Source organism: Rhodocytophaga rosea, from assembly GCF_010119975.1.
GTDB classification, from domain to species: Bacteria; Bacteroidota; Bacteroidia; order Cytophagales; family 172606-1; genus Rhodocytophaga; species Rhodocytophaga rosea.
Map to the genome: position 1 here is coordinate 1,647,120 of NZ_CP048222.1, position 25,091 is coordinate 1,672,210.

Annotated in this window: 15 protein-coding genes and 1 tRNA gene; 6 read left to right on the plus strand and 10 right to left on the minus strand. The window is 40.5% G+C overall.

Annotated elements, in window-relative coordinates; genetic code table 11:
• Window positions 1-302: 302 nt before the first annotated feature.
• Both GXP67_RS06945 and GXP67_RS06950 read left to right on the plus strand, forming a co-directional pair.
• Complete coding sequence (locus GXP67_RS06945; RefSeq protein ID WP_162442467.1) at window positions 303-740, plus strand: LexA family protein; 438 nt, start codon at window positions 303-305, stop codon at window positions 738-740.
• Between the two features lie 5 nt (window positions 741-745).
• Window positions 746-2,008 (plus strand): Y-family DNA polymerase, encoded by a 1,263-nt coding sequence (locus GXP67_RS06950; protein WP_162442468.1) that lies wholly within the window; start codon window positions 746-748, stop codon window positions 2,006-2,008.
• 47 nt (window positions 2,009-2,055) lie between these two features.
• Here GXP67_RS06950 and GXP67_RS06955 read toward each other — a convergent pair whose 3' ends face one another.
• Window positions 2,056-2,448: a hypothetical protein gene (locus GXP67_RS06955; protein WP_162442469.1), complete on the minus strand. Its 393-nt coding sequence runs from the start codon at window positions 2,446-2,448 to the stop codon at window positions 2,056-2,058.
• 1,518 nt (window positions 2,449-3,966) lie between these two features.
• On the opposite strand from GXP67_RS06955, the gene GXP67_RS06960 reads away from it, so the two are divergent.
• Entirely contained in the window at window positions 3,967-5,139 is a 1,173-nt protein-coding gene (locus tag GXP67_RS06960; RefSeq protein WP_162442470.1) for a M12 family metallopeptidase, read from the plus strand.
• Window positions 5,140-5,216: 77 nt separating this feature from the next.
• Here the strand turns inward: GXP67_RS06960 and GXP67_RS06965 are convergent, their stop codons facing one another.
• The 4 genes from GXP67_RS06965 to era all read right to left on the minus strand — a co-directional run bounded on the left by GXP67_RS06965 (window position 5,217) and on the right by era (window position 8,564).
• Window positions 5,217-5,819: a SprT-like domain-containing protein gene (locus tag GXP67_RS06965; RefSeq protein WP_162442471.1), complete on the minus strand. Its 603-nt coding sequence runs from the start codon at window positions 5,817-5,819 to the stop codon at window positions 5,217-5,219.
• Between the two features lie 81 nt (window positions 5,820-5,900).
• Window positions 5,901-6,101 carry a hypothetical protein gene (locus tag GXP67_RS06970; RefSeq protein ID WP_162442472.1) on the minus strand — a complete coding sequence of 67 codons (201 nt, stop codon included), beginning with the start codon at window positions 6,099-6,101 and terminating at the stop codon, window positions 5,901-5,903.
• A gap of 64 nt (window positions 6,102-6,165) precedes the next feature.
• Window positions 6,166-7,473: a ribosome biogenesis GTPase Der gene (der, locus tag GXP67_RS06975; RefSeq protein WP_162442473.1), complete on the minus strand. Its 1,308-nt coding sequence runs from the start codon at window positions 7,471-7,473 to the stop codon at window positions 6,166-6,168.
• Between the two features lie 203 nt (window positions 7,474-7,676).
• On the minus strand, window positions 7,677-8,564 hold the full coding sequence (gene era, locus GXP67_RS06980) for a GTPase Era (RefSeq protein ID WP_162442474.1): 888 nt from the start codon (window positions 8,562-8,564) through the stop codon (window positions 7,677-7,679).
• Window positions 8,565-8,816: 252 nt separating this feature from the next.
• On the opposite strand from era, the gene GXP67_RS06985 reads away from it, so the two are divergent.
• The 3 genes from GXP67_RS06985 (at window position 8,817) to GXP67_RS06995 (ending at window position 15,771) form a co-directional block, all read left to right on the plus strand.
• Window positions 8,817-8,889, plus strand: a tRNA-Met gene (locus tag GXP67_RS06985).
• A gap of 619 nt (window positions 8,890-9,508) precedes the next feature.
• On the plus strand, window positions 9,509-14,551 hold the full coding sequence (locus GXP67_RS06990; protein ID WP_162442475.1) for a SusC/RagA family TonB-linked outer membrane protein: 5,043 nt from the start codon (window positions 9,509-9,511) through the stop codon (window positions 14,549-14,551).
• A gap of 989 nt (window positions 14,552-15,540) precedes the next feature.
• The gene (locus tag GXP67_RS06995; RefSeq protein WP_162442476.1) at window positions 15,541-15,771 is read left to right on the plus strand and encodes a hypothetical protein; all 231 of its coding nucleotides are present in this window, start codon (window positions 15,541-15,543) and stop codon (window positions 15,769-15,771) included.
• Between the two features lie 532 nt (window positions 15,772-16,303).
• Here the strand turns inward: GXP67_RS06995 and GXP67_RS07000 are convergent.
• The 5 genes from GXP67_RS07000 to GXP67_RS07020 all read right to left on the minus strand — a co-directional run bounded on the left by GXP67_RS07000 (window position 16,304) and on the right by GXP67_RS07020 (window position 24,315).
• Window positions 16,304-18,532, minus strand: a complete 2,229-nt coding sequence (locus tag GXP67_RS07000) for a DUF7133 domain-containing protein (protein ID WP_232065008.1) — start codon at window positions 18,530-18,532, stop codon at window positions 16,304-16,306.
• 301 nt (window positions 18,533-18,833) lie between these two features.
• Entirely contained in the window at window positions 18,834-20,120 is a 1,287-nt protein-coding gene (locus GXP67_RS07005) for an MFS transporter (RefSeq protein ID WP_162442478.1), read from the minus strand.
• Between the two features lie 288 nt (window positions 20,121-20,408).
• Window positions 20,409-21,794 carry an enolase C-terminal domain-like protein gene (locus GXP67_RS07010; RefSeq protein WP_162442479.1) on the minus strand — a complete coding sequence of 462 codons (1,386 nt, stop codon included), beginning with the start codon at window positions 21,792-21,794 and terminating at the stop codon, window positions 20,409-20,411.
• A gap of 128 nt (window positions 21,795-21,922) precedes the next feature.
• Window positions 21,923-22,903 carry a sugar phosphate isomerase/epimerase family protein gene (locus GXP67_RS07015; protein ID WP_162442480.1) on the minus strand — a complete coding sequence of 327 codons (981 nt, stop codon included), beginning with the start codon at window positions 22,901-22,903 and terminating at the stop codon, window positions 21,923-21,925.
• A gap of 92 nt (window positions 22,904-22,995) precedes the next feature.
• Complete coding sequence (locus GXP67_RS07020) at window positions 22,996-24,315, minus strand: polysaccharide deacetylase family protein (RefSeq protein WP_162442481.1); 1,320 nt, start codon at window positions 24,313-24,315, stop codon at window positions 22,996-22,998.
• Between the last annotated feature and the right edge of the window lie 776 nt (window positions 24,316-25,091).

Below are 25,091 nucleotides of genomic sequence, written 5' to 3' on the forward strand. Positions count from 1 at the left end.
AAGGGAAAGGATCGTGCAGAGGAGTAGCGGTTTAATGAGAGAGTTGTATAGATTGTTGCCTGAACTAAGTTACTGTTTTACACTTATATAGCAAGTAATTTACTACAATAGCGCCTGCTCCCGCTTCTGTTTTCTAACTAAAGATTCTCCTCCTAATAGAATACAGTTTCGGAATACTCTAAACCATTTTACATCATTTTAAGTATTATACAAAAAAAGTTGTAATAATAGTTTGAAATAACAACAATTATTTAGTCATTTGAATACTGCTATTATTTTATGTACTATAAAAATTATTCCCTATGCGAATAAGCGAACTATACGATACTATAGGTATAATTGAAAATAAAATTCAGTTACCTCTTTTTAATTATGCTGTAAGTGCAGGCTTCCCCTCACCGGCTGATGATTACATAGATATAAAACTAGACCTGAATGAGTACCTTATTAAACGTCCGGCTTCAACATTTCTTGTACGGGTAAAAGGCGAATCTATGACGAAGGCAGGCATATATGATGGGGATCTGCTCACCGTCGACCGTTCCATTCTGCCAGGAAACGGAAAAATAGTAATAGCCGTGATTAATGGAGAATGTACCGTAAAACGCATTCAATACAAGAATGACATTCTATACTTACTGCCTGAGAATGATGCGTACGAGCCTATTATTATTAAAGAACCTACGGATACTGTTTTTGTGTGGGGGGTAGTAACCCATGTCATTCATCCTTTACTATAACACCTATGTTCGGATTAGTAGATGCCAATAATTTCTATGCAAGCTGTCAAAGAGTATTTGATCCTTCTTTAATTAATAAGCCGGTAGTGGTTCTGTCCAATAATGACGGTTGTATTGTAGCCAGATCCAACGAAGCCAAGGCGCTCGGCATCCAAATGGGAGAGCCTTACTTCAAAGCCAAGCCGGTCATTGAGAAATATGGCGTAAAAGTATTTTCTTCTAATTATGAACTGTATGGAGATATGTCTTCCAGGGTGATGAATATCTTAGCTGAACTTGCTCCCGAAACGGAAATATATTCGATTGATGAGTGTTTTTTAAGTTTTCCCCAATGGCCCTCCCAGCATCTGCTTTCGCATGGAAAAACCATCAGAGATAGGGTGAAGCAATGGACCGGTATTCCGGTATCGATCGGACTTGCTCCTACCAAAACGCTTGCCAAGGCGGCCAATAAGGTAGCCAAAAAAGCAAATGGCATACAGTTACTCCGGGAAACCAGGGAGATTGATACGGTATTAGAAACTATGGATGTAAGCGATTTATGGGGTGTAGGCAGACAGTATGCCAAGTTTTTAAAAAGCAATAATATTCACACCGCCCTGCAACTCAAACATGCCAAAGACGGATGGGTGAAAAAAAACCTGACCATTGTTGGATTGCGCCTGGTATATGAACTTCGCGGCATTCCCTGTTTATCGCTCGAATCGGTGGCACCTGCCAAAAAAGCCATCTGCCATTCACGCAGTTTTCCAAAAAATGTGACGCTGCTGAATGATTTGAAAGCAGCCGTTGCCAACTTTACAGCCAGATGTGGGGAAAAATTACGCCATCAGGGCTCGTGTGCAGGTATGCTACAGGTGTTCCTTCATACCAACAAATTCAATGCAGATAAACCACAGTATAATTCAAGCAGAACTATAAAACTGCCTGTAGCCACTCATAGCACGCCCGAACTTATTCATTATGCCCTGCAAGCCCTGAGCCTGCTATACCAGGAAGGCTATGAGTACAAAAAAGCAGGTGTCATTGTAACAGGCATTGTACCTAAAAATGAGGTACAATTAGATTTATTTGACTCTGTAGACCGGGCAAGACAGGAGATACTAACTGGAGTAACCGATACATTGAACAGCAGAAAAGGGAGAAATACGGTAATTGTGGCCGAACAGAATTTTCCTGATAAAAATACAGCCTGGAAAATGGAGCGAAACTATCTTTCCCCCTGCTATACCACTAAATGGGAGGAACTCTGGATGGTTACCGTCTAATGGTTTTTAATGAACCCCATACTGAGGAGCAAATGAAACCTGCGTGCTTACAGCGTATATGCGCCTACACTCGAGAATGTTTTGCCCTTCTTGAGCTTTCTGCGTACAGTCAAATTACTGATAGCTTCCAGCAACTTGGTTTCCCCCTCCTGGCTGATTTTGAAGTATATGCTACCAAAGCCTTCTTTCGGATCAGAAGGCCTGATAAAATCCCGTGTAATGGAACACAGTTCAAGTAATTTAGTAGTATTTACATTCAGCACAGTGATCTGGCTGTATATCCCTCCCAGGGGAATTAATTTGAACAATGTATAGGAATATGTTTTAATACCCCCTATACACTGGTACGAGCCATGTAGCCGGAAAAATGAATATATCTCGCTTAAGGAGTGAAAAACTTTATAGGGAGTGGGCAAATTTTCTATGAAGTTAATGTTCATAAAAATAGTATTTATCCTGGATTATATAGTCATTAAAAGTCTATAATTTACATATACTATAAAATGCAGGATTAAGAAAATTCATACGCAGTAATATTTTAAGAATTTTTAATATATCAGGCCTGATTTACCTGTTCATAAACCTGTTTAAGCTTCTTTTCCCGTCAATGATTGATACTTTATCTACATTGTTTATCAAAAAAATGGAATAATGCTCTATAACATTACTTTGTTTTGTGGGCCGCTTTATTTACAAAAATACGATTAAACGCATTAAACACCTTTTTTCAAAAGCTTATGTGGAGTTCAATGCTCATTTTACAGAGTATGCGCTTATCTATGAAATAATGGCAGAATGAGTTAAAAAGGTTAAGCCGACCATCATCCTTTTTGCTACTCCCGAAATAAGAATCTACTAAAAATAACTTATACATACGCCTATAACATTGACTATCAAAATATCCACCAAAAGTATAGATGTGGTTTCCTTTTTAAGCAATGAGTTATATAGAGTCATTAACAAATTTAGAGACGTGATTATTTCATAAAAAGCCTTTCATTTTGAGAGGCTTTTTATTTAGGATTCTACCCGTGCAATAATACTCACCTGAACTACCTGATTCATAAACAAACATTCTGACTTTCTACATAGAATGGTGTTTCTATCAGCAGTAACTATGGTAAAAAATTCTTAAAAAAGATTCAACTACAAGGGGGATATTTTACAGAGTAAAGAGAATTGATTTTTTTCTTTATAAATGTGGGTAAATCGGCTTACATAATTATAAAAATAATATTGTAAACAAGTACTATATTTTGCAATAAAGTAACTTATTTTATGTATACCTATCTCATTATAAGTATATTACTGTTAATAACAGTAAGAATAATGATGTAATAAAAATAATTTTATAAGTTTTGGTCTCAGCCAATCAGCCAATAATTTTGCAGCTTCGATAAAGGCCAATAAAAAAGCCTCTATCATGAATAAAGGCCTTTACGGTATACACTTTTTACATTATGTATCGCCTACATAATTTGAGATAATACGTAGTTTTGAACCCCTGGTTTAAATTTCGAGATTAAAATTCGATTAAAATTTCTTTCAGATACAGCCAAAGTATCAAGATTATGTAACAAAAAAGCTCTGCAAATCCAGAGCTTTTTTGTTTTTATAGTATTAATTCCGCAAATATTATAGAAAAGTTATCGCACATAGTATTATTTATATAAATTTTACAGATTTTTGCTAAACTATAATAACAGCCTCTATTTTCTGCTCCTGTAATCGCAGGTAAGGCTTTATTTAGATAAGATTGCCTGTTGTTGTAAGACAGTCTGTAACGTATAAAAAAGCCATAGAAAGCATCAAATTTTTTGCATAAATAAATTGCAAAATCTAATTTTATGAGGTATCATTGTTACTTAGTATTTTTTAATTTTATCTATTCAAAAATCCTCATTAATTCCTCAATTTACGAATAGAATCCTTCTTAATATTTTACATTACCACATTTTATGAGAGCAAAATTCTTACCCTCTTTGATATGGCTATTTGCAGCCACAGCTTTTCTTTATTCGTGCCAGAAAGAAGATATTCTGCTAACACCAGCTGCTACCCAACCCGAAACTTTTCAGGTAGAAGAAGCTTTCTCAGGAGAAACTGGCAAGATTGAAGAGGGTATATTATTTGGCACGCCCATATCTTATAGCAAGATTGGGAATCAAATGGTTTTCCAGGGAGATATTCTCTTAACTCAGGAACAATTGTCGGTCAATGAAACCCCAGGTGCTGCTAATGGACGGACGCAAGGCACAGGCCGTTCGCTACAGGAATACAGATGGTCGAATAAAATAGTGTATTATACCATTGATCCTGATCTGCCCAACCAGCAACGGGTGAAAGATGCAATTACGCACTGGCAAGCGAATTCCCCGATCAAGTTTGTGTTGCGTACTACCCAGCCTGACTTTGTTACCTTCACCACAGGGTCAGGCTGTTCATCGTATGTCGGGAAACTTGGGGGCGAACAATATGTATTTCTTGCGCTATCCTGTACTACTGGTAATGTCATTCATGAAATTGGCCATACCGTTGGATTATGGCATGAGCAAACCAGGGTAGACCGGGGAAAATATATCAAAATTCTATGGAATAATATTTCTGAAGGGTATGAGCAAAACTTTTCTACCTACACTGAATTAGGCTCCGATGGATTCGACCATGGTACGCTTGACTTTGGTTCTATTATGATGTATCCATCTAATGCATTCTCCATGAACGGGAAGCCTACCATTACTAAATTAGATGGTTCTACTTTTACAGCGCAACGCAATGCACTTTCTGCGGGTGATATCGCTATTATTAAAGTAATGTATCCGGTACCTGTAACAACCAGTACTGACTTATGGAATCAATATAAGGCTTACATAGCAAACAAAACTATTAAAGGAACAGGCACTGGCAAAAAAGCGGAGGATAATCTGAAAAAATTCATCAGCATGCTCGACAATGCCAGGAAACAGCTCGACAAAAAAAATACAACGGCTGCCTGTGCCCAGCTTACCAACGCCCAAAAGCATATTCATACTGGCGGCAAACTTAAGCCTGATCATTTTATTACAGGAACTAATGCAGGAAAGGTATATGAACTAATCAATCAGGTGAAGAAAAAGATAGGTTGCAAGTAACTTCCTTTTGTGAGCCATAAAACCTCATCAGCTATCAAAAAAGCTAATGAGGTTTTTCCGGTTATAGAAAAAAATCATTACAATTTTTCTACCACTGCCTGCCCGGGAATCAGGTATTGTTTGCCAGATTTTTTCTCCAGGCAAAGAATCCTGGTACGTTTAAGTGCCCCTTTGGTGAATACTCTGCCTTGCAGGGTAAAATTCTCTCCTACCGCAAGTTCTGTTAAAAAAGTTTGGCTGCCTGTCAGGTCTGCACTTTGGAGGGCTTTAAGCAAAACAGCATCTGAGCAGGAAGACGCTTTGGGATTAGCCATATAGGCTTGCAATGGCAATAAGATAGAAGCCGGAAACACGGTTTCGTTCAATATCGGATGCATAAGCTGCTGAAAATTACGTTTCCATTCTTTCCCATGTGGATTTACTTTGCGTTTGTACTGCTGAAAAGTAAGCAGGTGCGCCACTTCATGAATGTAAGTAACCAGAAAGGAATACGGATTCAGATTTTCATTCACACTAATCTGATGTTTAACAGCCGCAGCAGAAGAAAAACGGTAATCGCCTAATTTACTGCTTCTGGCCCGGGTAATCCGCAGCTGGAAGCCGTGGGAGAGCCACAGTTGATAGCAATAGTCGGCCGCTGTTGAGGGGCAAAATTGATAGAATACAGAAAGCAAAGGCACAGAAAAGGAAAAGTGTACAGTATATAAAAATAAAAAACAGCCGGGAAAATTCCCGGCTGTTTATAAAAACGTATATTAAAATTAATTTCCGGTTGTATCAGCTGGCATAGAAGTCGTATCAGCCGGTGCAGAGGCTGTGTCAGCTGGCATATCCATGGCAGGTTCTTCAGCTGGGGCAACAGTGGTAGTATCAGTGTCAGTGGATTCTGTAGTATCAGTACTTGCACAGGATGATACAGCGAACATACCTGCCACCAGGAATAAAGCCAATAGTTTTTTCATACAATGAACGGGGTTTAAGTTAAGTGGTAAATATAGTCATTTTTCGAGATTACGCTATAAAAGGTTACTTTTTTCTGAAAACTACTGCAATTGGAACCCCTTCAAAGTCAAAATGCTCCCGTAATTTATTTTCCAGGTATCTTTCGTAGGCCGGCTGGATATATTGAGGCAAATTACAGAAAAAGGCAAACACCGGTGTATGGGTAGGTAACTGTGTGATATACTTGATCTTGACAAATTTTCCTTTGATAGCCGGTGGCGGATAATGCTCTATCTCTTTCAGCATCACATCATTGAGTGATGAGGTAGAAATTTTCTTGGTACGGTTTTCAAATACCTCCACTGCTTTTTCAATCGCCTTAAAAATCCGTTGTTTTTCTATAACGGACGTAAAAATGATCGGAAAATAATCCATAGGTGCCAGGCGCTCTAAAATGGTATCAGTGAATTTTTTAGCCGTCGCCTGGTCTTTTTCTACCAGGTCCCACTTATTAACCATAATCACAATGCCTTTTTTGTTTTTGGCCGCCAGCGAAATAATATTCACATCCTGCGATTCAATGCCCCTGGTGGCATCCAGCATCACAATACACACATCCGCCTCTTCCAGCGCCTGAATCGTGCGAAGCACCGAATAGAACTCTATATTATCATTCACCTTTGATTTTTTCCGCAAACCTGCGGTATCTATCAGGATAAATTCCTTGCCAAACGCATTATAATGTGTGTGAATAGAATCTCTGGTGGTGCCGGCAATATCTGTAACAATGCTGCGCTCTTTACCTAATAATACATTCACAAAAGAAGATTTGCCTACATTAGGCCTTCCTAATACAGCAAACCTGGGAATACCTGCTTCCGGGTTTTCAATGCCTTCATCGGGAAAATGTTTTACCACCTCATCCAGCAGATCGCCGGTACCTGAGCCATTCTGCGAAGAAATAGGATATACTTCTCCTAATCCAAGGGCATAAAACTCACTGCTCATCTGGGCTTTCAGGTTAGTATCGGCTTTGTTTGCCACGACAAATACCGGCTTCTTAGATTTTCGCAAGACAGAAGCAAAATCCTTATCCAGATCTGTGAGTCCGGTATCTAAATCTACCATGAATAATACAACAGAAGCCTCTTCAATGGCGATTTCCACCTGCTCGCGTATAGCGCCTTCAAAAATATCATCTGAGCCTACTACATAGCCGCCAGTATCAATCACCGTAAAAAACTTTCCGGTCCACTCAGCATAGCCATAATGGCGGTCCCTGGTTACCCCGCTTACATCATCCATAATCGCCTTCCGGCTTTCAATCAGCCTGTTAAACAAGGTGGATTTACCCACGTTCGGCCTTCCTACAATTGCAACAATATTTGCCATATTTTTTATTAATGAATGAATTACAGACTTACTGAAGGTCGGAATAAGTATTTAAAAGAATGGGTGAATAATAAATTGTAATTCTGTAATTCTGTAATTCTGTAATTCTGTAATTCTGTAATTCTGTAATTCTGTAATTCTGTAATTCTGTAATTCTGTAATTCTGTAATTCTGTAATTCTGTAATTCTGTAATTCTGTAATTCTAATTATTATATCCAAATCTATCCAGGGCAGCCGTTTTGGAACGCCAGTCTGGCTCTACTTTTACATGCGTTTCCAGAAAGATTTTCCTGCCAAAGAATGTTTCCATTTCCTCTCTGGCAGCTATGCCTGTTTTTTTAATAGATTCCCCTTTATGTCCCAGCAGAATAGCCCGCTGACTTTTTCTTTCTACCAGGATTTCGGCCCGGATCACCAGCATATCTTTTTTCTCTTTAAACTCTGAAACGATTACCTCACAGCTGTAGGGGACTTCTTTTTTATAATTCAGAAAGATCTTTTCGCGGATGATTTCAGCAGCAAAGAACCGTTCCGTCTTATCTGTCAGTTCATCTTTGGGGAAATACGCCGGATGTTCAGGCAGATTTTCCTTGATGGCTTCCAGAATACGGCCAGTATTAAATCCTTTCAGGGCAGACACAGCTATTATCTCTTTCGGCTGCAGGCATTGCTGCCAGTACTGCGTTTTTTCAATGACCTGCTCCTGGGTAGCCAGATCCACTTTATTAATGACCAGGAAAACCGGAACCTGTATATGCTTTAGCTTGGTAATAACATCTTCCTCATTAAACTTTTCAAAAATATCTGTCACAAATAAAACCACATCTGCATCTTCCAGAGAAGTATGCACAAAGCGCATCATGGATTTATGCAGTTCATATTTGGGCTCAATAATGCCGGGCGTATCTGAGTACACAATCTGAAAATCATCGCCATTAATTATACCCATGATCCGGTGCCTGGTCGTTTGGGCTTTGGAGGTAATGATCGACAAACGTTCACCCACCAGGGCATTCATGAGTGTAGATTTACCCACATTCGGCTTTCCGATGATGCTTACAAAACCAGCTTTATGTGTAATATTCTCCATGTAATTAAGCATTCGATACTATATTCTTACCCCTTAGCGCTTTATAGCTATTATAGGTTTGGCAATGAATGAATAAATAACTAAAATATAAATAAGGAAAAGGTGTCCCTGCAAAACAATTAAAATAAAACCATTCAGAGTCAATAGGATACATGAATTCTGTACTATTGGGCAGGCTTATTTTTATTATTTTTTTGCAAAGGTACTTGTTTTATACAAAAAACCCATGTAAGTTTGCAAACCAATTTATATCGCGGGATGGAGCAGTTGGTAGCTCGTTGGGCTCATAACCCAAAGGTCGTAGGTTCGAGTCCTACTCCCGCTACAAAACAAACCACCATAGCCCTGTAACACGATTCGTTACGGGGCTTTTTGTTTATTGAAATAACACTACTGGGGACAGTTTCAGCTAATACTATTCATTAAATATCAACTTATTATTCCAGCTAATTTAAGCTTTATGGTATCTTTACAGATTTAACCCTTTATCTTAAAGTAAATATTGAAGGCAATATCCAATCTCCTTTAGAATCCCTCTTGAAATTTCCACAAGTTTAAGTACCTATATAAGGTATAAGGAGCTAATAATTTTTCTTTTAAAGGGTAGCTTGATTAGTAAACACGCTCCTATTGTTATTTACATGGATCTTTCCCAGCCATCCAGAATTTGATTGGATCAATTTACTCCTTGTATACATTAGCCTTATGGGCTGACTTTCATTTAAGAACTAACCCGAAAATAGAATAACCTTATCTATTAACGGAGCAACCTTGATAATACATCTCACATAGTATTCTTCTCGGTCGCTCTAATATTAAATCGACATTTCAAAAAATGGAGCAGTCTCTTATGGAATTTTTTCTCCTGCTGCATCTATTAGGTACGGTCGCCACACTAAGAGGCTGCCTTTTCTGGTTTTCTACTTTAACCCTACCCCTAACCTATGACAAAATACTACTCCTTGTTATTATTGGCTACATTATTAATTCTATTAAATGTCTATAGCCAAGCTCAGATACGCACTGTGAAAGGTACTTTAATGGACCCTCAAAGCGGTACTCCTTTACCTGGAGTGAACATTGTAGTGAAAGGCACTGCACAAGGAACCACTACTGACAGTAATGGATACTATGAACTAAAAGCCCCCGTTGGAGCAACTTTAGTGATATCCTACATTGGGTATACCACCCAGGAAGTGATTGTGCCTCCATTAACGGATCAGGAAACGCAAGCAGAAAAACACTTACAGGCGCAACTGGATTCACTTAAACAAGAGCAGGCAAAAATCAAAACATACCGGCATACCATACCTGACAGTCCGGAAGATAAAACCCTATCGCCCTACTTTTTTGTACAAAGCGATGACCCTACACTTGATGCAATGCCGCTTCACTCTACTTCGGCAAGCGTAAACATCAGTGGGGTTATTGCTGAGATACTTGTTAAGCAAGTGTATATTAACCAAGGGAAAAAATCGTTGGAAGCCGTTTATATCTTTCCTGGATCTACCAGAGCCGCAGTGTACGGGATGAGTATGCAAGTAGGCAAGCGGCATATTACCGCCAAAATTCAGGAAAAGCAGCAAGCCAGAGAGCAGTACGAACAAGCCATTCATGCTGGTAAAACCGCCACCCTGCTAGAGCAGAAACGTCCTAATGTATTCCAGATGAACGTAGGAAATATTTTGCCTAATGATACTATTACTGTTGAACTCCGCTATACCGAACTACTTACGGCTACAGATGGCACCTATGCATTTGTCTATCCAACCGTGGTAGGTCCACATTACTCTGAAACACCAGACGATGCCGCTCACACGGATGAAAAGTGGGTGCAGAATCCATATCTTACTGAAGGCAAGGCTCCAACCTATGATTTTAATCTCACTACAAGGCTCAACGCAGGATTACCCATTCAAAAAGTATTCTCCCCTTCTCATCAGGTAAACATCACTTTCGCCGATAAAAATACGGCTCAAATCAGCTTAGACCCAACTGAAAAAACTGGTGGGAACCGTGACTTTGTATTACGCTACCGCTTGCGAGGTGGGCAGGTAGAATCGGGATTATTGCTCCATCCGGGGGAAGAGGAAAACTTTTTCCTGTTGATGATGCAGCCTCCGGATAAGCCTACGCTGGCACAAATTCCTCCTCGTGAATATGTATTCATTCTGGATGTATCTGGTTCCATGCATGGATTTCCGCTGGATGTATCCAAGGAGCTCATGCAAAAATTGCTCACCAATATGCGTCCTGAAGACCGCTTCAATGTTATTCTATTTGCCGGAATGAGCAGTATTTTTTCAGAGGATGAGTCGGTGGAAGCGAATGAAGGCAATATCAGCCGGGCTATTGCTTTTATTAACCGGCAAAAGGGAAGCGGCAGCACCAGTTTACTTCCTGCTTTACAACGAGCCTTGGCGCTGAAAGGTACAGAAGGATATGCCCGGACATTTGCTTTAATTACCGATGGCTACGTAGATGTAGAGAAACGTGCTTTTGAACTGGTACGACAACATTTAAATGAGGCTAACTTTTTTGCTTTTGGCATTGGCAGTTCTGTTAATCGATATTTAATCGAGGGGCTAGCTCATACTGGGATGGGTGAGCCCTTTTTTGCCAGTAATGAAAGGGAAGCTCGTAAGGTGGGGAATGAATTTATAGAATTATTGGAACACCCAGTGCTGACAAATATTCAATTGGATTTTGGAGGGCTGGACGTATATGATGTAGAACCCACCAGTATTCCCGATGTATTTGCAGGGCGGCCCATTATTGTTTTCGGAAAGTATAAGGGCACTGCTCAAGGTACGATTCGTCTGAATGGGCTTTCCGGACACACGGCTTATACACAAAAGATTGAGATAGCTTCTGCCCGGTCTGATCATAACCAAGCCCTGCGCTATTTATGGGCAAGAGAGCGGATTAAATACTGGGACGATTATGCCAGTTTTTTCGAAGATAACAGTAGCTACTACAATGCAACAGGTAAAGGTCCTCATACCTCCAAGCTTCAGCAGAATATAACCCAGCTCGGACTCAAATATAATTTACTTACAGCGTATACCTCTTTCATTGCAGTAGATTCCTTAGTTAGAACTGAAGGGTCTCCTATTGAAGTCAAGCAACCTTTGCCCTTGCCGCAAGGGGTGAGCAATTACGCCCTATCAGGAGCCATAGCAGGTGTGCAAGTGAGAGGCTTTAGTCCGGTAATGGGACTAACCCCTGACATACAATCTCTTAGTGAGGTAGTGGTAACTTGCTATGGAATGCAAACGAAGAAAGATATAACTGCTTCAATAAGCACCATTTCCTCAAATAATTTTCAGCCTACGCCTAGCGGATCTATTGAACAAACCTTGCAAGGCCGGGTGAGCGGAGTAGTTGCTCAGCAGAACGCAGGTGTACCTGGAGGAAGTACTTCAGTCAGAATCCGGGGAAATACTTCTTTAGCTTTATCCAACTCACCGCTGTATATAGTGGATGGGATTCGGGTAGATAACAGTGAATCAGGAAACGGAACGGGAGGATTCGACAATGCCAACCGCATGAGCGATTTTTCGCTAGGAGAAATTGAATCTATACAAGTAATTAAAGGACCTAGTGCTACTGCCCTGTATGGAAGCCAGGGAGTAGGGGGTGTAGTAGTTATTACTACGAAGAACTTTCACAATAAGTGGGGAAAATATCCTCAGGTAGCCTTTACTTCTTCCATTTCTGCCGAGCAAGTCAATCGCTTACCTCAATTGCAAACCGGGTTTGCACAAGGCAGACCTTTGGCAGGCGAACTCAGTTACCAAGCAATAGATGAACCCTTTAGCTGGGGTCCTAGAATTGCAGATTTAGCAGTATCACCAGATGGGCAAGTAGTTCCTCATGGCTTGAATGCTGGCAGGCCACTTCCAGTTAACCAGCCAGCTTCATTTTTCAGAAATGGCTTAACCATACGTAATCAACTGTCTGTGGGACATAACAAAGATCGGTATCGCTGGAACATAAGCGCTGGTAACCAGTACCAGAAGGGAATTTTGCCTACTACTTACTTGCAGCGCAATAGTTTGAAGCTAACCGGAGAGAAAACCTGGGGTAAACTTAAACTGGATGGTATGGCTTGGTATACCCATACACACAGTCGGCAAACCCTGCGTGGTAATAATCCTTCAGGAATATTGCTGAGTTTGCTTGCTACACCACCCACCTTTATCAATGATGTGGGATATCAGTTAGAAGATGGTAGCCAGCGGCAGGCAAGTGATTGGTTTGATAATCCTTACTGGACCAGCCAGAAAAACAGGCAACAAACAGGGCTACATAGGCTGGTAAGTAAAATTGGAGCCAGGTATGACTTGGGAAGTAACCTGCAACTGGCCTATCACTTGAATATGGATCGTTTCACAGACGAAAGACAGGCGGGAGTAGATGTACAATCGGCTGGTCAGCCAATAGGTAACCTCATGCAGCGGAAAGAACAGTTTCTGCACTGGCAGTCTGCACTCATAGTGAATTACCAAAAGCAATGGCAGGACTTCTCGCTTCAAACCAGTGGAGGTGTTACTTACAGGGAAACCAAGCGCAACGTGAACCGGACCGATGGAACTGGTTTGCTGCAAGCCGGTGATTTTTCTCTAGCAAATGCAAGCAGTTTGACTATTATGCGGCAAGATTTCCTTCAGCGCAATACTTCCTTTATGGGTAAAGCTTCCCTCAACTGGCGTAGTGCTGTGAACCTGGACTTAGGAATGACGCATGAGTTAACTACTACATTACCCAAGGGGTATTTGTTTTCTCCATTAGCCGGATTATCCGTTCAGCTTACTGAATTACTGCCAGTTTATAGCCAGGTGGTGAATAGTGGAAAGGTTTTTACATCCATTGGACGAATTGCTAAGGAAGCTCCCTTGTTCATCGATGCTAATCTACCACTTGCAACAGCCTCAATAGATCAAGTTACCTACAATTTTGAACGGGTTGCTACTCAAAACACTTTACTTACTAAGCCTGAAATAAATCGCAGCTGGGAAATCGGTACAGAATGGCAGTTGTTTGATGGCCGCCTGACTCTACAGGGAGTTTACTATCATACCCTGACTCAGAACCTGTATGTCCCCATCTTTAACCAGTCCACCGTTTATCTTAAAAATGGCGGTTCCTTAGAGAATAAAGGAGTAGAAATTGATCTACAGGTGACGCCCTTACGCACACAATATTTTAGCTGGAATACCGGAGTTCACTTCACCCGCTACCAGTCATTAGTAAAAGAACTTGCTGTGGAAAGGGTAGCACTTGCCGGATTTTCAACAGCAAGTTCTAATCTGATTGAAGGACAACCTTATGGAGTATTGTACGGCACCCGTTACCAGCATACTGAGCAAGGGGAATTAAGTATTGGGAAGGATGGCTTTCCTTTAGTAGCTCCTACTTCTGGAATACTCGGAAACCCTAATCCGGATTGGCTTGCCAGCGTAGAGAGCAACCTGGAATGGAAAGGATTACAACTTTCTTTCTTATTTGATTATCAGAAAGGAGGAGTGAAATGGAATGGTACGCAAAGCACCCTAGACTACCTAGGCACGTCGGCAACAAGCGGAAAGCAGCGAAGTATCACTGGTTATGTATTTGCAGGGGTAAATCCGGAAGGTGCTCTAAATACAACACTTGTCAATTTCTCAGATACTGAATCTATTAGTAATAACCGCTGGGTACGGTACGGCAAAGGTGGGATAGCTGAAGCCTATATAGAGAGAGCCTCCTCTTTGCGGTTACGGCAAGTACAATTAACCTATAATTTTAACCAGGCTTTCCTCAATCGCATCAAATTAGATAAAGCATCATTAGGAATTTTCGCTCACAATCTTTGGATGAGTACTCCCTACACAGGAGTTGATCCGGAAACCAACCTGACGGGAAATTCCAATGGTAGAGCGCTCGATTACTTTAATACCCCTAACGTAAGGAGTTTTGGAGTCTCCTTGCATGTTGGCCTTTAAAAAGTAAATATAGAGTCATGAAAAAGGAAATAATCTTTTTAGTTAAGCTAACTAAATATTTTACCATGACTTTATATATAATAATTAGTTTGAAGATAAAATACTTTCATAGATCGTAATTAAATATTCTTAAATTCTTTCTACTAATCACACAAGTTTTACAACTATTATACGAAGCCTTGTAAGCCGCTACCTTACAAGGCTTTGCTGTTGGGGATATACTACAGGTGACAGTTTTCCGATTAACAGAAACAATAAATTTAGATTCTTTCATTGAGGCTCAACTATTGAAACTAATGCTAATCTTCAATTAGTTTGCTTTAAAATTATAATGCAAGGGGAGTATCCATTTTAACGGGTGAATACCAGACGGAACCTATCATTTTATTATTAGTACTGACAACCAAACATACAAACAATCTTTTCACATACGGACCATTTCTATGCATATAGTTACAAAAGCCGAAGAGTATCCACCTTTGGTGCAGAGAACCAAATAACCTTTCTGACAGCCCACTATTAATGTTTGCCCCAATAATTAACAAGGTGCAGCTTAGTTGATTAAATCTAAAGGTAGCCCAAGGCTATTGAGGTTTTTCCTCGAGAAAGTGGACGATAGGTTAAGAGCTTTATGATAATGAGTTTGTAGTTTATTGAAAAGTTATAATTAATTTTTAGAACATATATCCAGGTTGAAAAGAATGCCCATTTTTGGTAATTTCAGTAAGGCATAACATAAATAAAGTAATTTCAAATCGATAAATTTACTCTTCTCTGATCCTCCATTTTTCTGTGGAACTCCTTAGCAGGCAAGCTATTTACTTGCAGTAAGAAGACTACCAAGCAAGCCAATTCGCATAATAGATCAGTATAGAGTTAGCTTCTCTAGTTTTTGATTATTTCCTACATGGCTTTCTATTAGAAAGGAGATGTATGTTAGCGTTTCTGCTTAATAACCAGGATATTGGTTAGGCATAATATGTACTTACATGGATGAACAGAAACAAATTATTTATGGCATTCTAGGATGCTGCCTCGGTATCGTAGTTGGCTTTGCGATTGGATTTCCCATCATATTTCAATTAAGTTATGAAAAACGGGGATACATAGGCGTTCCTTGTATGTTGATCCTGGTATTAGCTACCTGCACCATCGGAGGAATTATTGGGGTGAAGCTTGCAAAAAGAAGCGAGAAAGAACCGGTAGAATATGATATGTAAAATCATTGAACCCAGACCTTTTCCTCAGAAATATTTTTCACTCGCTGATATACATGACTATGTTTACCAATGGGTGTAGAGGCATCGAATGGTTAACCATATTTTTGACCAACACCAAGTCTTCGAAAAGAAAGAAAGTATTTATTCATATTTCACTTCTCCAACAGATAAAAAGTCTGGATAAATCACTAGCAAACATACTATCTTATGGAAGCAGGAGGTATTTACCGATATTGACTTGAAGCAGAAGGACAAAGAGAGAAACCTGAAGAAGGGAAAAATTAAAAATAAAAAAATCAGTGCAGCAAGCAATATAGCACCTGCTACCAGCCAGGCTGCTCCGGGGTAAAGATTTAACAACTGGTGGTGTGGTTACTTGCTCCGATAAGGTATGTAACTTTGTAGCAGAATCCTATTACTACTTATATTATTCAGGCTATAAAACTTAGTCACTCCAAGGGATTTGATCCAATGCAGCTTTAGAGTAGGGAATACCTATATATGCAGTGCTTTCTACATAAATTCGGATCTTTTACATTGCATTCAATTCCTCTACGGTAAAAGCATTTTGGCGAGTATTTAGCTTTTGACGGATTTTAGCTACTTCTTCTACAGTTACTTTATCGGCATTGTTTTGCCATGATTTTCGGATGAAACTTAATAACTGTGCTACTTCTTCATTTGTCAACTCTTTATTATAACCAATTCCAGGCATATCTCCATTTATTTCCGGTGCCTTGTACAATCGTCCTCTTACTTCTACCGGGCCAGTCAAGCCATATAATACGATGGAGATAAGTTTCTCTTTATTTCCTGTAACCCATTCTGATTGATTTAAAGGAGGCCCCAATGATTGAACACCATTACCATCCGGGCCATGGCATGTCTGGCAGATGGAAGTAAACATAACAGCTCCTTTGGGAAATTCTTTTTTCAAGGCTTCCGGATTCCGCCTTGCCTGTGCATTTTGTATTTGAGTAATTACCCGATTTGTCTGGGTGTAAATGGCAAGATTAGTATCCGATACCAGAGCAGGTAATTCTTTCAGGAAAACACTTTCACGGTCCTCCACATTGCTAATCACAGCATCTGCTACATAGATATCATCCGGATATTGTTTTACTACTTTCTTTACTAATTTATTTGCTGCATTCCGCTCAATAGATTCTATATAATGTATCAGAAAAGCGATATAGGGTGCCGCTAAGGTATCTTTTTGTTCAACCATTCGCTCCATCACCGGCAGATATTGTGTATAGTTCGTTTTATTGATCAGGGAGGGCAATACGCTTAATGCCTGCATCCGGATAGGCCACATTGTTTGTTGTAACAAGGCTACTACTTCTTCTGTCTGCAAGGCATCCAAGCCTTCCAGAGTCCAGAGTGCATGGATAGTTTGAAGAGGATTAGTAGTTTCTTTTAAGGATTGCTTTAAAGCAGGAATGACTTCTTTGTATTTACCATCTATCAGCCTTTGCTGGGCATAGTCCCGCACCCATCCATTAGGATGCCCTAATAAGGTCACAAACCATGTGGGCTGATCAGGCAGTGGGCCTCTTTGCTCTTTTTTCCCTTTGGGAACCACTTTATAAATACGGCCACAATTGAGCGGCTCAGTTAACTGGCGCTTGGCAATTTCCTGTTTCAGATACGTAGTTAAATACGTTTTATGTTGAATAATACCCCGGTACATATCTACTATGTATAAAGCGCCATCTGGGGCATTGTACAGGTTTACCGGCCGGAAACGTTCATCCAGGCTTGTTAAGAACTCTTTGCCTTTATACGCTTGCCTGCCCTGGATAATATATCCCTGCTCAGAGATACTATTTCGTTTGATCAGATTAGCAGATGGTTCAGCTACAAAAACAGCAGATCCATACGCCGGGCCAAACAAATCACCCCGGTAGACCAGCGTACCACAGGCAGCAGTAAAATTTACTAAATGCAGGCTGTCATCTAATACATCTTTCATATATCCTCTGTTCACCCCAGGTGTAGGTCTGGCCGGATATACTTTGTTGTCGGCTACTATTTTTTTATTAAAGCCTGCGACACTCCGTTGATTTTTATTATACGCTCCCAGACCAGGAGAAAAATAATCTCCCAATACATTTTCCGAATTAGTATTGTAATACAGGCGTCCGTAATTATCCTGGCTTATTCCCCACTGGCCACGAAAGTGGGTTCGTTCAATTTGCCAGGTATCGCCTCTTTTGCGATACCGCTTACTCGATTTGGAATTATAAATCCAGTTATCCATCGCCCGTAATAAACCATTGGGCTGGTGTTCGACGTTGCCGCCATCTGTATACGCTTCGTCTACCAATACTCTTTTCCCTGGTTTGTCATTGTTGATTGGGTAGTACCACAGGCGTGGGGGTTCGGCAACCAATATGCCATCTTCAATCAAACAAAGTGCTCTTGGCAATACCAGTGAATCCAGAAATACCTTCCGTTCATCCGCTACACCATCCTTATTTGTATCTTCCAGAATCACGATTTTGCCGCTTGGTACCTCTTCTCCTGTACCTATGGTATCTGGCATATACCCGTTCATTTCTATTACCCAGATGCGCCCTTTGCCATCAAATGTTAAGGCAACCGGAGAACTTACCAATGGCTCAGATGCTACTAATTTTACTTCAAATCCATCTTCTACTTGCATCTGCTCCATAGACTGTTGGGGTGAAAGTACAGGAGAAGAACTGAAATCAATTTTTGAAGGGGGAGCTACCTTGGTTTCAAGTGTGGCTACCACTTGATTTGCTCCCTTTGGTTTATTGGTTTGACAATAAGTTAATGTACAGCAACAAAGGAGCAAAAGCGCGTAATAAAAGAATTTGTTCATTTTAATATCTTATTATCTTAGCGTAAGCCGCTATTTCCGATGAAGTTTTAATTTTATCATGCTAACTTTTAAGATCGGAATATATATAGCTTACGTGCTTTGTTATTTACATAACTTCATTTCATAGAATCTGGTTTTAGGAAAACTATTGAAATGCTATAAAAATTTCAACTCAAGTAGAGATACAACTGTTTTTAACGCTGCTAATTGCCTACAGTTCTATAGGTTTCATTCGGGAAGTAAGGAAGTGTATAATCAGCCAGGCTGTAAAATAAGCTAACCCACAAATGATAAACAGGATGTTATAACCGGCACCAATATTGCCTGCCGCTTTGTAATAATCTAGCAATGAGCCCACCAGTAGAGGAAACAAAGTAGATCCTATTGATCCGGCCATCCCGCCGATCCCCACGACAGAACTTACGGCTCTTTTAGGAACAATGTCGGAAACAACGGTGAAAATATTAGCGCTCCAGGCCTGATGAGCCGCTGCGGCGATACTGATGATACCTACGGCTACCCATATGTTTGATGCATATCTGGCCAGTATAATGGGTAACACAGCTATAGCCACGCCAAGCAGGGTAGCTTTTCTCGCTTTTAACACAGGCCATCCTCTTTTAATTAAAAAAGAAGAGATATATCCGCCGCCAATACTCCCAAAAGTTGTCGCTGTATATACAACCGCCAGATGCAAACTAGGCTTTGTCAGATCCAGCTTAAAAGTAGTAGCGAAATAGGAGGGTAACCAAAACAGGAAAAACCACCAGATAGGGTCCGTAAGTACTTTACCAACAATAAATACCCATGTTTGCCGCAAACTTAGCAAGCGGCTCCAGGATATAGCTACTGCATTTGGGGAAGCGGCAGGCTCATGGTCGCTATGAATGTATTCATATTCCCTGGAAGATAACTTTTTATGGCGGGAGGGAATTTCATAATATATCCACCAGAAAATCAGCCATATAAAGCCTATAGCGCCTGTGATCAGAAAGGCTTCCTGCCAGCCATAGGCACCCAGTATCCAGGGAACTAATATAGGAGCCGCCACTGCGCCAATGCTGGTGCCTGAGTTAAAAATACCGGTAGCCAATGCACGTTCTTTCTTAGGAAACCACTCAGCCACTGCTTTAACGGCTGCCGGAAAGTTACCGGCTTCTCCTAATCCTAATACGCCTCTTACCAGTCCAAAGCCGAAGGTGCTTTTTACTAAGGCATGGGCCATCGCAGCAATACTCCAGATAATAATAGAAATAGAATAACCCAGTTTAGTACCTATCTTATCAATAAAATTTCCGAATAGAATATACCCCAACGCATAGCAGGCCGCAAAAACCATTACGATATTTCCATAATCTGTTTCGCTCCAGCTAAACTCTTTCTCCAGGGTAGGTTTTAGTAAACCGATTACCTGCCTGTCTATATAGTTGATGGTGGTAGCAAAGAAGAGTAAGGCACAAACTGCCCAGCGATAATTTCCAATTTTAGTTTCTCCCATCGGATAAGGTATTTGTTTGCTGATTATAGTATTTTTTCCTTTACTGCCTTTTGCACATCATTCTAAGTTAAAAGAATAATGGACCTGTAAATATATTTTACAGGTTACTAAAACTTTATGAGTATACAAAATGGGTAGTTATTATCGCTTCATTAAATAATTTAACAAATTATGGTTCTCCTAACTGAGGCCTTTTACATGCTATCCTGGTTCTTTGATGGGAGTTATTACTTACGAAAGTATGGCTACATGCTGAATTATAACCTGTTTTATAAAATACTTATCATGCTAGCTCTTTCTAAATATTTCCTGGTAATGTACCGATGGCTCAAAAATACCGGCACTTCGCTGATAAAATTCGTCCTTTAATTCAAAAACGCCATTCTTTCGTATATTCCAGGAAGCTGTGCCAGCCGGGTTGTAGCCCATCATGGTTGGCCAGTTCCGGTATTGGGCATCGCCGTTGGTTTCCATCAATCCCATCCCAATACCGGGGAAGGGACTTAAACGGGCAGCCAGGTTTTTGTGCCAGTCCACCAGGATTGGATTCACCGTTAAGTCGGCGCAGAGGCAAGGAATATTACGCTCCTGGGCAAGTTTGGCTACTTTCATAGAAAAACTTAAGGTTTTAGCTATCCCTTTTAATACCAGAGCTCCATATCCTTGTTCTAAACGACGGAGGGCAGTTGCTTCATCGTGAACGCTTTCGTCTCCGGCAATCAGTATTCCTAAATCCTTGACATTTTCTTCGCTTTTTTCATTTAATGGTTCTTCGGCAAATAAAATCTGGTCGATTGCACCTATTTTCTTCGCATGATCCAGGTAGCGTTGAAAGGTTTCTTTTTTATCATACCTGGCATTGGGATCAATGGTGTAAATGAGTTTGCCATTATTCATCTGGCTGGTGTGGAAACCTTTTAAGGTGGTATGAATCTGGGTGAGGCGCTCGCAGTCTTTTTGTAGCATTTCGGATTGGGTGCCGGGAGCACCCGATTTTAATTTAAATACAAAATATCCATCTTCGGCTGCTTTTTTCAGTTCTTCTATTGGCATACCATAAGGCACCTGGTACATTATAGCGATCTTATTGTTGCGGGCGCTAAGGGCTTTACTGTATTGAGCTGGCACCATCTGATCAAAACTTGTAAAATTATTCTCGGTGGCATATATGAGCCAGGCAGCATTATCTATGGCTACCAGAGAAATATAAACAAAGATGGGGTTTAAATCAGATTTGCCTGTTATACGCTTTCCTGTAGCAATCACTTCAGGCATTATTTTTTCCAGCAATTCAATGGGGGTAGTAAACTGGGTTTGTTTGACCAGGTGCAGCACTTTTTCAGTGAGGGCATATTTGAGGGCGTTGCCGCCGGCTTCAGAGTGCGCGGCAAATAAATCAGGATCGCCATAGAGCACGCTTTGGGTACCCAGCCCAATGCCGCTTTTGCCTGTCTGGGATTCCAGGCGGACAATCGTTTGCCACAGTTCAGTCAGGTAGCCTCCTTTAAATCCAAAGGGGCGTATTAATTTTTCGCGTTCAAAATCAGAGTTGGTTTGCGTAATCTTAATGGTTTTCAGATCTGGATGTGCTGGTGTCTGTGTCAACGATTGTACACGGATCGTACTCAATGCAGCCAGTGCACCTGCCGATTTTAAAAGGTTTCTTCGGTTCATAAGGATCGATAAGCAAGCTTAAATTAACTAAAGCTTCTTGCTAAGCCATTTAAGTTAACAATGGATTTTCAAAATCCATTGTTAACAGATAAATAAGGCTAGGTAATTGAAAAAAGGCCTGATTTTTACTAATTATTCTCTGCTTCTTTCAGCATATTGCGCAGGGTATGCAGGTCCCGCTTCATGGCCGTAAGCACCTCTTCCTGGGCAATAGTTATTTGCCTGGCTCCTTTATCCGCCCCACCTAATGGGTACTCAAAGTGTATGGATAATGGCCCATGAATTTTATATTGTTTTACCAGGCTGAACACTTTTTTATAATCGACCATTCCTTCGCCTAAGGGAACATAGGTATGAACCCATGTATCACCTTTTTTCTCCCAGTAAAAATCCTTAATAGCCATGCAGCGGATGTGGTTTTTAAGTATATCCATACCGTTTACCCATGACATACCTCCTTCAGCAGTGGCATGTTTGGGATCATATTGCACTCCCATGTACTGTGGGTCCAGGTCCTTTATAACCTCCCAGATATCCCACACTGACGAACCCAGATTGGTACCGGCGTGGTTTTGATAAGCACCCTGTATATTATATTTTTTATTGATGGCAGCCAGATCGCGGAGTTGTATCCGGTGCATTTCCAGGCTTTTAGCTACACCTATTTTTGGATCGAAAGATAGATAAGCGGTGCGGTAATGTTTAACTCCCAGGCTAGCTGCCATTTTTAAAATAGGTTCGGTAAGCGGATGGTTAGGGTCGATAATATCGGTAGCGATCATAGGCACTTCCAGACCGGCTTTCCGGATAGCGGCAATAACCTGAGGCAGTTGTGCGACAGCATGTTCGGGTTCTATGTGTCCCCCTTTGCGTACCGTTAAATCTATGCCATTGTAGCCCATAGCAGCTACGGCTTTGGCCAATTCAGGGACCTGCAAAAATTGTAGGTGCTTGGAAAAAACACAAATGGGATGATCAGATTTAGCTGCAGCCACTGGTTTTACGCTTTGTGCAAAACTTCCCGGAGACAAGAAGGCACCAGCCGTGGCCAGCGAGGTAGTTTTAATAAATTCGCGGCGAGAAGCATGGATTTGAGAATATTCTGACATAATTTTAACCGGAAAGAAATTTACATGTAGAAGGTAGAAAAACTATAGCGATTATTTTACCATCTATCTATGCAATTTTAGCATAAAATGCCTTATGCTTCCAATAGCTCTATGGTCTCTGCATTGGGGAAGGCCTGGTATAAGATGTAGGTTCCTTTTTGATCCTGCTTTGTATCGATTAGCTTCTCTTTATTGCCTTGTTTTACATTTACCTTCTTCCAGTCTGAAGAAACATACGTTTTTAAGGTTAAGGGAAGCTTATACATAGCCTTATCTAAGTTATGGGTGAGGTGAATAACTAGGTGGCCCTCTTTTTCTTCTGACTGTACCTTTGCATTGATTCTTTCCCGCATATATTTGGTTACATCTGCAAAAGTAGCTACCCATAGCTTATCCTCTTTCTGTTTAATGTATTGAAAATATTCCTCCAGCAACTCATGCGGTAACGCTTCCCAGCCAATCCCGTCTACGCCATGAAACACCAACACCAGCCAGATATTCTCATGGCTGGCTAAGGTATCTACCCAGGATTTCATTAAAGGTAAAGATGTGCTGGTAAGGGCTCCTCTTTGCCATTGCACATATTCTTTCTTAGATGTACCTGGCTGTGTTTTACTACCCCGGTTGAGCTCTTCCAGAAATGGCTCCGGCATCCGGTTCCGTAAAGCAGGATACACTTTATGGGCATACTCCATCACACGTTCATTTTCAGTTCCATAAGGCCCTTCTGCAGAAAAAGTATACTGGGGTCCCAGTTGCGTTAGAATATCCTCTTTACTCTTTTCAAGTTCATAAAGCATGTTTACTTCATCGAGTACAGCTAAGCGGGGATGAGTTACTGTATGGCTGGCAAACTCATGTCCCTGGGCAGCATAGGATTTTATATCTTCCCAGCTCACTCCTTTGGCTTCATTTACTTCTGCTTTACTTTTGTCTCCCCGCTTGAATTCTCCACTTCTCACCTTCTTGTATAAATCTTCAATCACCTGATAGGCTTCTTCTATCTTTCCGGCATCATATAAGGAACCAGCTTGCGTATGGTACTCTATGGTTCCCTGGTATCCCAGAAAACCAGCGGCAGAAGTCCGCTCAAAAAAGTTTTCTTTGTTGGTGGGAATGGTTGCAGTCTCTTTGATAATTTCACCTACTGGCCGGCCAATAAACTTTCCTTGATACTGCGAGCCTGGGATCTGGCCGGTAATGATGAAAAAAGTAGCCGGTAACTTCAGCCGGTTCATAATAGGTAGGGCTTGCCGAAACTGGTTTATAGACCCATCATCATACGTCAGGGAAATGGCTCCTGTTTTTCCATCCTGCCATGTAGTGATTTGAGTATCACCTACTATTTCCTCTTGATGGGCACAGGCACAAAGTAGGAATACACTACTCAATAATAAAAATAGTTTTTTCATCGTGCTCAATTTGTTACTGCAATTTGTAAGTTGAAAACTAAGATGGTAGACTAAGCTGAAAATTACTATCAAACGCCTGCTTTTTACTCTAATTCTTTCTCAATTGTAGTCAGTAAATACTCCATGAGAGTCTCTGAAATAATCCCGGAAAAATATGCCTGCCAGCTTGTTCTTCATAATATTGAACATGCTTCATTTGACCGGACATTAAGTTAAGCTCAGAAAGTTTACTTAGCTGACATGAAAAAAGAAAGACGACAATTTGATAAGGAATCTAAATTAATATGGGTTCAAAAATGGTAAAAGCCAGATTAAGAAAAAAGTGGCTTTAATATTTGTTTCACTGCCGTGATGATGGTAATGGCTCATAAAGAGTAATCTGGAAAAGCATATAATACAGAAGATGAAATTAATGAGAAAGGTTATGAATAACAATAAGCAACAGTACATGCAAAATTCAAGTACATTGGGTAACTGCCTCAGTAATTCCCTTATACTAATACTTTATTAGTTGCTTGTTATTAGGAGTGTATTGCAAATCAGTATTACAACTTAATGCTGTCTATACGCTAGCCGCCTATAGGAACTGGAGTAAAAACAAAAAGCCTTCCGGATTGAAAGGCTTTCATACAAAAGATAAATAAAATTTTTAATTCAGACGTAATTCCTCTGCTACTACAAATGCTTCCGCTAAGTCGTTGGTAACAATGTAGATCACAATATTTGTTAAATAGTCATCATGTAGGTATTCCATAGGTTATGAACAGATAGGTTAT